The sequence below is a fragment of the Rhizobium sp. 10N414 genome (assembly GCF_056394785.1).
In genome coordinates, this window is sequence record NZ_JBFTIN010000011.1 from 122,918 (window position 1) to 135,651 (window position 12,734).

11 protein-coding genes and 1 pseudogene are annotated in these 12,734 nt (G+C 60.0%); 4 read left to right on the forward strand and 8 right to left on the reverse strand.

Annotation, left to right across the window (positions count from 1 at the left end):
* Nucleotides 1-41: 41 nt before the first annotated feature.
* Nucleotides 42-1,046 (reverse strand): ketopantoate reductase family protein, encoded by a 1,005-nt coding sequence (locus AC1DE4_RS13110; RefSeq protein WP_018856998.1) that lies wholly within the window; start codon nt 1,044-1,046, stop codon nt 42-44.
* Nucleotides 1,047-1,134: 88 nt separating this feature from the next.
* Nucleotides 1,135-1,350 (reverse strand): hypothetical protein, encoded by a 216-nt coding sequence (locus tag AC1DE4_RS13115; RefSeq protein ID WP_029792471.1) that lies wholly within the window; start codon nt 1,348-1,350, stop codon nt 1,135-1,137.
* A gap of 195 nt (nt 1,351-1,545) precedes the next feature.
* Here AC1DE4_RS13115 and ftsZ point away from each other — a divergent pair, with 195 nt between their 5' ends.
* From ftsZ to AC1DE4_RS13130, 3 genes and pseudogenes are all read left to right on the forward strand, one after another.
* On the forward strand, nt 1,546-2,574 hold the full coding sequence (gene ftsZ, locus AC1DE4_RS13120; RefSeq protein ID WP_025659984.1) for a cell division protein FtsZ: 1,029 nt from the start codon (nt 1,546-1,548) through the stop codon (nt 2,572-2,574).
* Between the two features lie 149 nt (nt 2,575-2,723).
* A pseudogene (locus tag AC1DE4_RS13125) lies at nt 2,724-3,573 on the forward strand (oxidoreductase).
* Between the two features lie 92 nt (nt 3,574-3,665).
* Nucleotides 3,666-3,869, forward strand: a complete 204-nt coding sequence (locus AC1DE4_RS13130; protein WP_018856994.1) for a hypothetical protein — start codon at nt 3,666-3,668, stop codon at nt 3,867-3,869.
* A 217-nt stretch (nt 3,870-4,086) separates the two neighbouring features.
* On the opposite strand, the gene AC1DE4_RS13135 is transcribed toward AC1DE4_RS13130, so the two are convergent.
* A complete protein-coding gene (locus tag AC1DE4_RS13135; RefSeq protein ID WP_477881542.1) occupies nt 4,087-4,413 on the reverse strand; it encodes a hypothetical protein in 327 nt (108 codons plus the stop codon).
* Between the two features lie 2 nt (nt 4,414-4,415).
* Nucleotides 4,416-4,670 (reverse strand): DUF2188 domain-containing protein, encoded by a 255-nt coding sequence (locus AC1DE4_RS13140; RefSeq protein WP_025659986.1) that lies wholly within the window; start codon nt 4,668-4,670, stop codon nt 4,416-4,418.
* 212 nt (nt 4,671-4,882) lie between these two features.
* Here AC1DE4_RS13140 and AC1DE4_RS13145 point away from each other — a divergent pair, with 212 nt between their 5' ends.
* Nucleotides 4,883-5,056 carry a hypothetical protein gene (locus tag AC1DE4_RS13145; RefSeq protein ID WP_477881544.1) on the forward strand — a complete coding sequence of 58 codons (174 nt, stop codon included), beginning with the start codon at nt 4,883-4,885 and terminating at the stop codon, nt 5,054-5,056.
* A gap of 10 nt (nt 5,057-5,066) precedes the next feature.
* Here AC1DE4_RS13145 and AC1DE4_RS13150 read toward each other — a convergent pair whose 3' ends face one another.
* The 4 genes from AC1DE4_RS13150 to AC1DE4_RS13165 all read right to left on the reverse strand — a co-directional run bounded on the left by AC1DE4_RS13150 (nt 5,067) and on the right by AC1DE4_RS13165 (nt 12,712).
* The gene (locus AC1DE4_RS13150) at nt 5,067-5,930 is read right to left on the reverse strand and encodes an MBL fold metallo-hydrolase (protein ID WP_477881564.1); all 864 of its coding nucleotides are present in this window, start codon (nt 5,928-5,930) and stop codon (nt 5,067-5,069) included.
* 189 nt (nt 5,931-6,119) lie between these two features.
* Nucleotides 6,120-6,950, reverse strand: coding sequence for an alpha/beta fold hydrolase (locus AC1DE4_RS13155; protein WP_025659988.1), 831 nt, complete (start codon nt 6,948-6,950; stop codon nt 6,120-6,122).
* A gap of 761 nt (nt 6,951-7,711) precedes the next feature.
* A complete protein-coding gene (locus AC1DE4_RS13160) occupies nt 7,712-11,533 on the reverse strand; it encodes a vitamin B12-dependent ribonucleotide reductase (RefSeq protein ID WP_025659990.1) in 3,822 nt (1,273 codons plus the stop codon).
* A 591-nt stretch (nt 11,534-12,124) separates the two neighbouring features.
* Complete coding sequence (locus tag AC1DE4_RS13165) at nt 12,125-12,712, reverse strand: hypothetical protein (RefSeq protein ID WP_025659991.1); 588 nt, start codon at nt 12,710-12,712, stop codon at nt 12,125-12,127.
* Between the last annotated feature and the right edge of the window lie 22 nt (nt 12,713-12,734).

Genomic DNA, 12,734 nt, shown 5'->3' on the forward strand with positions numbered 1-12,734 from the left:
GGCAATTTCTGAGCGGCTTCGCGGCGGGCCGCCCTACTTAGTTAGCCGATTTGGCAATTCTCACGGTCGAGCTGCGACACCAGCGCCAGGATCGTTTCTGAAACCGGGGTCGGCGTTGCCGTCAGGCGGCCCAGTGAAACGACCATTCCCACCAGCGGCGTAGTCTCGAGCGACTTTCCCGCCAAGAGGTCTTGGAGCATAGAGGTGCGAACGGGCCCGATCTGTCGGGCCTGTTCCAGTCGCTGCTCGACGGACATCCCGACATTCGCGCCGAGCGCCTCTCCGACCGCCTTTACCTCCTTCATGACCTTGCCGATCTGGTCGGTGATTGCCGCATCGGCCATCAGGTTGGACATCAAAGATCGCGTCAGCGCACTTATCGGGTTGAAGGAGGCGTTGCCCATCAGCTTGCTCCAGATGTCGTCGCGAATTCGGCTCGAGAGCTTCACGCCGATATCGGCGCGCTGCAGCAGCGCTTCGACGTTGCGCAAATCATTGCTGATGTCGCCGGAGGGCTCGCCGAGGATGAAATGCCCTTTGTTGCTGAGCCTGATCTCACCGGGCTTGCTGACTTCAGCGCCCTGATGGGCGACGCAGCCGATGACGCGTTCCGGGCCGACAAGTCGCCATAGTTTGCCGCCCTCATCGAGCTCATCGAACTGTAGTTCCGCATGCCCACTGTCCTGATCGCGATGAAAATACCACCACGGAATGCCGTTGAGGATCATCATCACGCGTGTGCCATCTTTCAGCAGAAGGCCGATTCCCTCTGCGGCGGCGCTGAGCTGGTGGCCCTTTAGCCCGGTGATGAGGAGATCCTGCGGCGGCAGTTCCCTCGGATTGTCGGTCGCCGTGAGGTTTATGGTGAGGGGTGCTTCGACGTCCGCCTCCATGAGACGCAACCCATCGCGTCGGATGGCGTCGAGATGAGCGCCGCGGGCAACGACCGAAACTGTCGCCTCTGCGCCGATTGAAGAGGCAAGCTTGGCAGCGATGGCGCCGCCGAGTGCACCGGCGCCGAAGATGCAGATATTTCTGAAAGACATGGGACGTTGTTTCCGCGATTGGTGGTCGCGCTGAACTTAGGTCATCCATTTCTCAAGGCGAGTGATATTTTGAAGCCGCCGAAAGGTTTTAGTGGCCGCTGCCGGGAATAAGTTCGTTCCGGCGAAGCTGGTCGATGGCCGCCACGGCATCTTCGGCAGACCAGCCCGCACGGATGGCCGCGGCGATCATCCGGACTTCGGCCTCCTCTTCGATCTTGAGGAACAGTGGTTCTAAGGCCTCTTGAGCCGTAAGAATATGCTCGTTGGGAGGGGTAACTGAGTGGCGGGTGGCTGGCGTGATCATCTGCACGGTACTCCTCTCTCTGACAGGGGATGATTCAAAATAAAGCGCGAATGCAAAAAAGGTTCCGGATAAAGTTTCAAGGACGCTTCATCTTGTTCTTTCGCCCCGGCTCTGCCTTGTTGCGCCACTACGCTAATGCTCGATTCGGCTCCATAAGAGGTGGAGCCACGACGAAAACGCACGAAGGAGATTGCGATGTCGAACGCCAAGAACGGAATTTCCGAAATGCGCCCCAGAATTACAGTAATTGGTGTCGGCGGCGGCGGCGGCAATGCCATCAACAACATGATAGCGGAAAATCTCGAAGGCGTCGATTTCATTGCGGCCAACACCGATGCACAGGTATTGGCGACCTCCAAGGCACCCCGCCGTATCCAGCTCGGCGCCCATGTGACCGAAGGGTTGGGCGCCGGCTCACTGCCGGAAGTCGGCCGCGCAGCTGCAGAAGAATCGATCGACGAGATCATGGACCATCTGGCCGGTTCCCACATGTGCTTCGTCACCGCAGGCATGGGCGGCGGCACCGGCACAGGTGCTGCACCTGTTATTGCCAAGGTTGCTCGCGACGCTGGCATCCTGACAGTCGGAGTCGTGACGAAGCCGTTCACGTTCGAAGGCAATCGCCGCATGAAGACCGCTGATGCCGGTATCGAGGCGCTTCGCGAGGCGGCCGATACGGTGATCGTCATCCCGAACCAGAACCTTTTCCGCATCGCCGATGCAAAGACCACCTTCGCCGATGCCTTCATGACCGCCGACCGCGTGCTTTATGCCGGTGTTGGCTGCATCACCGACCTGATTGTCAAGGAAGGCCTGATCAATCTCGATTTCGCTGACGTGAAGTCCGTCATGCGCGGCATGGGCCGGGCAATGATGGGCACCGGCGAGGCTTCGGGTGAGGGGCGCGCGATGAAGGCCGCGGAGGCTGCCATTGCCAACCCGCTGCTCGACGATATTTCCATGAAGGGTGCCAGGGGCGTGCTGATCTCGATTTCCGGCGGCTCCGACATGACGCTCTTCGAAGTGGACGAGGCGGCAAGCCGTATCCGCGACGAGGTCCAGGATGAAGCCGATATCGTTGTTGGAGCGATCTTTGATCGCAACCTGGACGGTAAGTTCCGCGTCTCCGTAGTGGCGACGGGCCTCGACGGCGTGGCCGCTGGAACGCAGGCCCGTCCTAGCGTCGCGCTCGGCCAGGACATCCACACGCGTACACTCCAGTAAGTCTCCTATCGCCTGCGCGTCCGATCGGGCGCGCAGGCTTGTCCTGATCCACGCAGTTTTCGGCGTAGTCATTCGCTGGAAATGTCAGGCGGCGGCCCTAAATCCGCTCTCGCCCATTCAGGCGTCCCCGACAGCATCAGGAAAATCATATGTCTCAGGACAAGTCTCCCGTCTGGCTCATCACCGGCTGCTCAACCGGCTTCGGCCGTGAGCTTGCGAAACTCACCATTGCCCGCGGCTGGCCGACGGTCGTGACGGGCGCGCGACAAGGCGCGCGTTGCCGATCTGGCAACCGCTCATGAAGCGAACACGCTGGCGCTGGATCTCGATGTGACCGATCCGACTCAGGTCAAAGCGGCAGTCGCGGCCGCCGAGCAGCGTTTCGACCGCATCGACGTGCTGGTCAACAATGCCGGCTATGGCTACCAGTCAACGGTAGAGGAGGCGGAAGAGCAGGAAATCCGCGATCAGTTCGAGGCGAACGTCTTTGGCCTGTTTGCGATAACCCGCGCTGTCCTGCCCGGTATGCGGCGGCGCCGGCATGGCCACATCATCAACATCACCTCGGTTGCCGGCTTTATCGGCTTTCCTGGCTCCGGCTTCTATGCCGCTAGCAAGCACGCGGTGGAGGGTTTTTCCGATGCACTTCACGCCGAGGGCAGGCCGCTCGGCATCAAGGTGACCTGCGTCGCGCCCGGTCCGTTCCGCACCGATTGGGCGGGCCGGTCACTCCGGCAGACGAAGAGCACAATTCCGGACTACGCCGAAACCGCGGCAGCCCGCATGCGGCAAACAGCTGAATACAGCGGCAAGCAAGCCGGCGATCCCGTGCGCGCTGGCGAGGCGATGATCCGGATCACGGAAGTGGAGAACCCACCGCGGCATGTCGTGCTTGGCGAACTTGGCTACAACAACGTCACCAACAAGCTGCGCGAACGGCTGGCGCAGATCGAGGAATGGCGCGAAACGAGCCTGGGAGCCGATTTCCCGAAAGAGTAAGGTCGTCAAGGCGTGCCAGAGCGCTCCCTCGAAGCACTGCGTCCGCGACGGGTGCATGACGTTACGCAACTGGTATGGTGGAGGAACATTGAATGGTGAAGATCGCCTATTGTATCGCCGGCGTGCTGATCCTTATCGGGCTGGTCTGGATGGGGCAGGGTAGCGGCTATTTTCCCTACCCGGCGGAAAGCTTTATGATCAACCAGACGTCATGGGTCTATTGGGGCGCGCTGGCTGTCGTCGTCGGACTTGTTGTGATTGTGGTGACGAGGAACGCGCGGCACCGGTCGCACTGAATTCAGCGGCACTGCGAACTGGCCCGGAGTGCAACATACGTCGTCAAGCGCGGCAGCCAACGACTGGGGCACCGAACGGATGGTCATGCAAGCGGCTTGCATGTCGTCACTAACTGGTGATTTCGGGGTGACTACTGCCGCCATAAAACAGTTCGCCGGCGAAAGAAGGCCCTAGCCATGTTTCCGCCGGCGAAGATTGTAACGAGTAAATAGCGGTTTATACGCGGCGCGCGCGAGCGTCCGCTATGTCGGGCCGTGTGCCGTCAGGAGCGCGAAGGCCGTAATGCTTGCTTGCGAATACCCATTCCACATTCCCGGGTTCGAACGGGCGGCGCGGGTTTCTCAGTGCCATCCGGCGCTCGGAGAGGCTGCGCGGCAGGGTGTCGATCATATCATTGACGAAGGTTTCAACGCTGTCTTTCCAGCGAGGCGAGATCGAAACATCGACGCCGCCAAAGCGATGAAAGTCGGGATGTTTCCGGGAATAGCATGCGCCGAGCATCCACGCATGCTGCTGCTTCAAAAAGCGTTCTTTGATAGTCATTCCTAGTCTTTTTCCTTGGCGTCATCGACGACATCGGCCTCGGGGCGGTCGCCTCCGTTCGACCGTTCCGTTGTCCAGCTGCCGTCTGCACGCTGATATGTAATGTCCGCATCCTGGCCACCGAGCTTTTGTCGCTCCGCGGCATGTTTAGCCGCTGCCAATGCTTCTTCGTGAGTTGGGAAAGTTTCCGACCAGACATCGTCCAGGCGGTAGGCCCAGGCGCCATCATGTTCGGCGACGTGGTAGGTAATCGACATCGATCGTTCCTTCAAGGACTTTTCGCAGGAATTTGCGTAGAGGCTCCATGCAGATTGAAAGGCCGAAACGCGGCTCGCCATATGCTTGTTCCGTCGCGGTCTGGCCTGTGTGAGGCTGGATTCAAAGCGAATGGCGACCTTGCGCAAGCGCGGAACGCTTCATAGGCTTGGGGCGTTGATGGATTCGTTCAACGCCTCTTCATAGGAAACTCATGCGCGCTCAGTCGAAGCCGTTCGTCGTCGAAGTCAAATCCTCCCGCCGCCCAGAACGTCGCCAGTCAGCGTCGATCTGGGGCAACCTCGATCTTGCAGCCGTTGCCGAGGAGATTGCGGAAGAACTGCCGCAGCAATCTGCCGCGCTCGAGGAAACCGCCGAGGCGCGATAATTCGGCGATCCTAAGCCGGCAGAAATCGGTAGGAGGCATCCTTGCGCTCGGCATATCCGACGGCCGGATAGGTCCAGTGATAGCCGAGCATCTTGAGCTTTTCGCTCGCGGCGCGATCGAGCAGCATCTGGCGGTTTTTCAGCGCGATCTCAGGTTCGGTGTCGAAGCCGAAATGCCAGGCGGGATGCTCGAAGAAAATCACGTCGTTGGTACAGGCGTCGCCTGTGATCAGCAGGCCGCCGTCGCCCGCCAGTTCGATCGAGACATGGYCCGGCGTATGGCCGCGGGTTTCCAAAATCCGCATTCCGGGAATGATCTCCTGATCCGGGCGCAAGAGCGTCAGCCGGTCCTTGACCGAAAACAGGTCACGTTGCGCGCCTCGCGCAAAATCATGAAGCGCCGACGGCATGTGCATCTCAAAGTCCTTGTGGGTCCAGAAGTCCCACTCGGCTTCGCTGACAAAATACTGGGCGTTCGGATAAAGCACCTTTCCATCGGCCGTCGTCGTCGCACCGGAGTGGTCCGGATGGGCATGGGTGAAAACCACCTTGGTGATCGCTTCGGGCGCGATCCCAAGCGATTGCAGGTTTGCGGCCAATTTGCCCGCGCTGGCCTGGAAGCGGTTACCCGAGCCAGTGTCGATAAGGATCAGGTCGTCGCCATGGCGGATCAGCGGGATGTTGGCCTGGACCGGAGCGGCCGCCGAACTTCCGCCCAGCCGAGGCATGATCGCCTTGCGCTCGTCAGGCGTGGCGTCGGGCAACAAGATCTCGACTGGGAGCGTGAGAAAACCGTCGCTGACGACCGTGATGTCGAACGTGCCATGCTTGAAGCGGTGGAAGTCGGCTGCGACGGCGCTACGTGACGCGAGCATCGCTGCTGCCGCGGCCGTCAACTTCAGCAGATCGCGGCGGGACCAGCCGTCCGAAATGGTATCTCGCGTTATCACAAGCGCCTCCCTTGAAGAGAAAATCCGGCGTGCCGCAGGCGGGGCGAAGAGGACCCGCCTGCGAGTGTTGTCTTGCCTCCGTTCCATCAGAAGGCCGGCGGTCGAGCCAACATCTCAGTCCAGGAAGAATTCCAGCAGATCGGCGTTGATCACATCCGGATGCGTCGTGCACATGCCGTGCGGGAGGCCGGCATAGGTCTTCAGTATGCCGTGCTTCAAGAGCTTGACGGACAGCGGTGCGGAGTCGGCATAGGGAACGATCTGATCGTCGTCGCCGTGCATGACGAGCGTCGGCACCGTGATCTGCTTCAGATCCTCGGTGAAATCAGTTTCGGAGAAGGCCTTGATGCAATCGTAATGCGCTTTTGCACCACCCATCATGCCTTGCCGCCACCAGTTCTCGATAACACCCTGGCTGACCTTGGCACCCGGGCGGTTATAGCCATAGAACGGGCCTGCGGGCACGTCGAGGAAGAACTGCGCGCGGTTGGCGACGAGCGCGGCACGGAAACCATCGAAGACCTCGAGCGGCAGGCCACCGGGGTTCTTGTCCGACTTGACCATGATCGGCGGCACGGCGCCGATCAGCACCGCCTTGGCGACGCGTCCGGGCTTTGCGCGGGCGACGTAGTGGGCAACCTCACCGCCGCCGGTCGAATGGCCGACATGGATTGCATTCTTGAGATCGAGCGCATCTGTGAGGGCCGCGACGTCGGCGGCATAGGTGTCCATCTCGTTGCCCTGCCACGTCTGGCTGGAACGGCCATGGCCGCGCCGGTCGTGGGCAATCACGCGATAGCCCTTGTCCAGAAAGAACATCATCTGCGCGTCCCAATCGTCAGCGCTGAGCGGCCAGCCGTGATGGAAAACAATAGGCTGGGCGGTGGCTGGACCCCAATCCTTGTAGAAGATTTCGGTTCCGTCCGTGGTCTTGATGAATGGCATGATGAAGTCCTCTTTCTGGATGTGATTGCTTTGGTGGTAAAGGCACGCAAGCATCCTGCCGGTGCCCATATTGTCGGGCGTCGGGCAAAGCCTGACTCGCGTCGCCGCCCCTCTACGTCCTCGTCATGACGCGACGTTAGCGGCGCTGCGAGACAACGGTAATTTGACCAAAATCAAGAAGAAGGGAAGATGCCATGTTGAAGAATGGCAGTGATGCTTGCGTGTATAACACCCCTGCGGACGGATAGCGCCGGTAACGCGCCCGTATAGAAGCAACTCGGTTTCGAGGGCTGGTCTGGCGTGGAGCCCTCGAATTGGGCCTCAACATTAAGCTGGGCCCTGGTTATGCCGTTGGGCCTGGCGTTGACTTACTGAGGCGTTGGGCAGTTCGAGAGCGGGTGATGCCGAACCTGGGGCAGGCCGCCTGCAGACGCTCAATTCCCTTCGCAGTCGGTGGCCCGAAGACTTCGTCAGGTCCGTCTTCCTTGATAAACTGATCGAAGAGAGCAGGGGTGTCGATCAGGACGTGCCTGCAATGATTGTCGCTCGGGTTCATAAGCTGGTGCGGAATGCCGCGTGGGAAGAAGGCGCTTTCGCCGGCGGTCACTTGCCGAGGTTGCCGTTGATCACAGCAGAAGAGCGGCCAAGGGCCGCTCTTTGACTTTTGTCTTCGCGTCAAGTTCCCGACCTGGGTCGGACAACGTTCCGGCGGGTGAGGGGTGAAAGCTATCATCATCACCAACCGCCGGAATTGCCGGTTATCAGCTGCAGCCGCTCGTCGCGCCGCAGGTGTCGCACTTCTCGCAGGTGCCGTTGCGGACCATCGTGAAGTTCTGGCATTCGGAGCACATGTTGCCCGTGTAGCCCTGCATGATGGAGCGGGCGCGGCGTTCGGCTTCGACCTTCTTGGCCTCCGTCTTGGCCGATGCCGCGTCGGCGGCGGCCTTGTCGGAGAAGAGGGCGGTTGCCTGCTGCTGGGTCTCGGTTGCGATCTCCTCGGCCACTTCCTCGGCGATCTCTTCGGCCAGTTCCTTTGCCCGCTCCTCGTAGTCGCGCTTGAAGGCGACGATTTCAGAGGAGGAGACGGCAAGCGTCGGCTCGATCTTGCGGGCGGCAGCACCCGCAAAGGAGGTCACCGTGGCGCCGGAGGAAGCGCGCGCCGGGGCTGCCGTCGCGGCACCCTTCGGCTCCCCGCCTGCCTGACGCTCGTTGCCCGTTACCAGGGTCGGCTTGTAGCCGCGGGTCCAACCGGTTGAGACGAGGTTCGTCTTGCCTTCCTGGATCCCCTTGCCGAGCGCCGTGTTGGAGAAGTCGGACGTATCGACATGCGCCAGATCGTGGCGGCCGAGGTAGGAGACGGCGAGTTCGCGGAACACGTAGTCGAGGATCGACGTGGCGTTCTTGATCGCGTCGTTGCCGATGACGATGCCGGCCGGTTCGAACTTGGTGAAGGTGAAGGCCTCCACATACTCTTCGAGCGGCACGCCGTATTGCAGGCCGAGCGAGATGGCGATCGCGAAGTTGTTCATCATCGCACGGAAGGCCGCACCTTCCTTGTGCATGTCGATGAAGATCTCGCCGAGACGGCCGTCGCCGAATTCGCCGGTGCGCAGGTACACCTTGTGTCCGCCGACGGCGGCCTTCTGGGTGTAACCCTGGCGGCGGTTCGGGAGCTTCTCCCGCTCGCGGGTGACGCGTTCGACGACACGCTCGATGATCTTCTCGGTGATGGTGACGGCCTGGGCGGCGACCGGCTGCTGCAGCAGATCGTCCAGTGCGTCCTCATCGCTTTCGTCTTCGATCAGCGAGGCGTTCAGCGGCTGCGACAGCTTGGAGCCATCGCGGTAGAGAGCGTTTGCCTTCAGGCCGAGCTTCCATGAGAGCATGTAGGCGCTCTTGCAATCGTCGACCGTCGCGTCGTTCGGCATGTTGATCGTCTTGGAGATCGCACCCGAGATGAACGGCTGGGCAGCAGCCATCATGCGGATGTGGCTGTCGACCGAGAGGTAACGCTTGCCGATCTTGCCGCAAGGGTTGGCGCAATCGAAGACGGCGAGGTGTTCGTTCTTCAGGAACGGTGCGCCTTCCAGCGTCATCGCGCCGCAGACGTGAACGTTGGCAGCTTCGATGTCCTTCTTGGCAAAGCCGAGGTACTCGAGCAGGTTGAAGCTCATGTCGGCAAGCTGTTCGTCGGAAACCTTCAGCGTCGTCTTCATGAAGTCGGCGCCGAGCGTCCACTGGTTGAAGACGAACTTGATGTCGAAGGCCGACTTCAGCGCGGCGTTGACGGCTTCCACCTTATCGTCGGTGAAGCCCTTGGCCTTCAGCGTCGAGGGGTTGATGGCCGGCGCCTGGTTCAGATTGCCGTGGCCGACAGCGTAGGCTTCGATCTCGGCGATCTGGCTCTCGGAGTAGCCGAGCGTGCGCAGGGCTTCCGGAACGGCGCGGTTGATGATCTTGAAGTAGCCGCCGCCGGCGAGCTTCTTGAATTTCACCAGTGCGAAGTCAGGCTCGATACCGGTTGTGTCGCAATCCATGACGAGGCCGATCGTGCCGGTCGGCGCGATGACGGTTGCCTGGGCGTTGCGGTAGCCGTGCTTTTCGCCGAGTTCGAGAGCCTTGTCCCAGGCGCTCTTGGCATGAGCCGCCAGATCCTGGTCGGGGTTCTCGGAGTGGACGAGCGCGACCGGGTTGATCGACAGGCCTTCATARCCAGACGTCTCGCCGTAAGCGGCGCGGCGATGGTTGCGGATGACGCGCAGCATGTTTTCGCGGTTCGGCGCGAACATCGGGAACGGTCCGAGCTCGGAGGCGATCTCAGCCGAGGTGGCGTAGGAAATGCCGGTCATGATCGCGGTCAGGGAGCCGGCAATGGCACGGGCTTCGTCGCTGTCATAGGGAATGCCGGAAGACATCAGCAGGCCGCCGATGTTGGCGTAGCCGAGGCCGATCGTGCGATATTCGTAAGAGAGCTCGGCAATCCGCTTCGACGGGAACTGCGCCATCATCACGGAGATTTCGAGAACAACGCTCCACAGGCGAACCGCATGCTCGTAGTCTGATATGTTGATGCGCTTGGTGGCGGCATCCTTGAACTGCATGAGGTTCAGCGAGGCAAGGTTGCAGGCCGTGTCATCGAGGAACATGTATTCCGAGCACGGGTTGGATGCGCGGATCGGGCCGGCGGCCGGGCTGGTGTGCCAGTCGTTCATCGTCGTGTTGAAGTGCAGGCCCGGATCGGCCGAGGCCCATGCGGCGTAGGAGATCGATTCCCACAGGTCGCGCGCCTTCAAGGTCTTCATGACCTTGCCGTCCTTGCGGGCCTTCAGTTCCCAGTCGCCGTCGTTTTCAACTGCGTGCAGGAAGTCGTCCTTGATCGAGACGGAGTTGTTGGAGTTCTGGCCGGATACGGTCAGGTAAGCTTCGCTATCCCAGTCCGTGTCGTAGGTCTTGAATTCCATGTCCTTGTAGCCCTGGCGGGCAAACTGGATGACGCGACCGATGTAATTCTCAGGAACCTGGTCCTTCTTGGCAGCGCGGATTTCGCGCTTCAGGGCAGGGTTCTTGTTCGGGTCGAAGCAGTCGCCATTGTCGGCTTCGCAGTTGACGCAAGCCTTCATGATTGCCTTGAGGTGCTTGGCGACAACTTTGGAACCGGTGACGAGAGCAGCAACCTTCTGCTCTTCCTTCACCTTCCAGTTGATATACTCCTCGATATCAGGGTGATCGATGTCGACGACCACCATCTTGGCCGCACGGCGCGTCGTGCCGCCCGACTTGATTGCGCCGGCAGCCCGATCGCCGATCTTCAGGAAGCTCATCAGGCCGGAAGAACGGCCGCCGCCGGACAGCTTTTCGCCTTCGCCACGCAGGTAGGAGAAATTGGAGCCGGTGCCGGAGCCGTACTTGAAGAGGCGGGCTTCGCGGACCCACAGGTCCATGATGCCGCCTTCGTTGACAAGATCGTCTTCAACGGACTGGATGAAGCAGGCGTGCGGCTGCGGATGTTCGTAGGCCGACTTCGACTTCGTCAGCTTGCCGGTAAAGGGGTCGACATAGAAGTGGCCCTGGCCGGGGCCGTCGATGCCATAGGCCCAGTGCATGCCGGTGTTGAACCACTGCGGGGAATTCGGGGCAACACGCTGGGTGGCAAGCATGTAGGCAAGTTCGTCCTTGAAGGCGAGGGCGTCTTCCTCGGACGAGAAGTAGCCGCCCTTCCAGCCCCAGTAGGTCCAGGTGCCGGCAAGACGGTCGAAGACCTGGCGCGCGTCGGTTTCGGAACCGTACTGCTGGTCCTTCGCAACATCCTTCAAGGCAGCGTCATCGGCAACCGAACGCCACAGGAAGGAAGGAACCTCGTTTTCCTCGACCTTCTTCAGCTTGGCGGGAACGCCGGCCTTGCGGAAATACTTCTGCGCCAGGATGTCGGCGGCGACCTGGGAGAACTGCGCCGGAACGTCGATGTTCTCGAGGCGGAATACGATCGACCCGTCTGGGTTCTTGATCTCGCTCGTCGCCTTGCGGAATTCGATGTCCGCGTAAGCGCTTTGTCCTGCCTTCGTGAAACGGCGTTCTATGCGCATTTCTCTAACCTCTAGCTTGCGCGCCCCGTCCCCGTCGACCAAGGCGCAAGTTTCCACCTCCGGCGGCGCCGTGAGGAGCGCAGCCAGTTCTCGTTTCCGTATTTTCACAGGAGTGTCATCCGGAGATGCTTCTCCCGTATCTTGTAGTGATCGTGGCTGCAAACACTAAATATAGTATTAACAGCTTATTATCGCCAGCCCCGGATGTCACTTTTTCGGAAGATAAAAATCGCGCACGAAACCCCTCATGGCGGTCGCCCTTCATGGACACAACACCCTGATTCTACGCTCGATTTTTGGAGGGAACCGGCCTCGTTAATTCCGGTCCAACTGCCGTCGCAACATCGGAACCTATTAAGTTTGAATCGGGCGATTCCGTCAAGAGGTTGTTTTTAATGAAGCGTTCACCACAACATATTGTGGATCGGGCTGTGGAGAATGGGGAAAAGAAAGTCGTCCAAGAAATTCAATGGGTTGCGAGCTTTCGTCGTCCCGGAGCGTAAAAAATCTAAGAAAAGTTGCGACCGTGTTGATTTGGTTGCAGCTTTTGCCGGCCAAATGCGGCAGCCGATTCGTTGACGCTAAATTCAATCACAATGCGTCGATCGCAATCGTCACTGTTGCGATGCCTATAGGCTGTCCGTTTTCATCCTTGATGACGAAACTTGCCTGCGTTTCTAGCAATTGTGTCTGCTCGTCGCGCTCGGCGCGATCGATGAATATGTCGTCGGACTGTCTTCCGAATGTTTTCAGGAACTTGTCTTCGTCGCCCTGCCAATAGTCGCTGGTTATCGTGCCCTGGCCGACATTTAGTCCGTGGCGATCGGTCACGAAGAATTCAACGATGGCGCCCTGCGAATCATCCTGCTTGGATTTGAGGTATCGCGACACCGGTTTGTTGAGCAGTTGCCTCACCATCTGCCAACCGCCGGCCAGAACTTCGGACCGATAGGTGTTATCCAGCACCTGGATGTCCATGTCGCTGATTTTGCTGAATTTGGTATTCTGAGCTTCGATCGCCTTCCTGACGATCGCGACATTCACCATCGGCTTGACTGTTGTCTCGACATATTTCCGCACGACCGACACATAGGCCGGCTCCGCCGAAGCGGTCAAAGGCGAGAGACAGAGACACAAACCGAAAGCCGCCGCTATCTCGACATAGCCCCAACGCGTCATGTTCATTCCAAAGGTCGCGCCC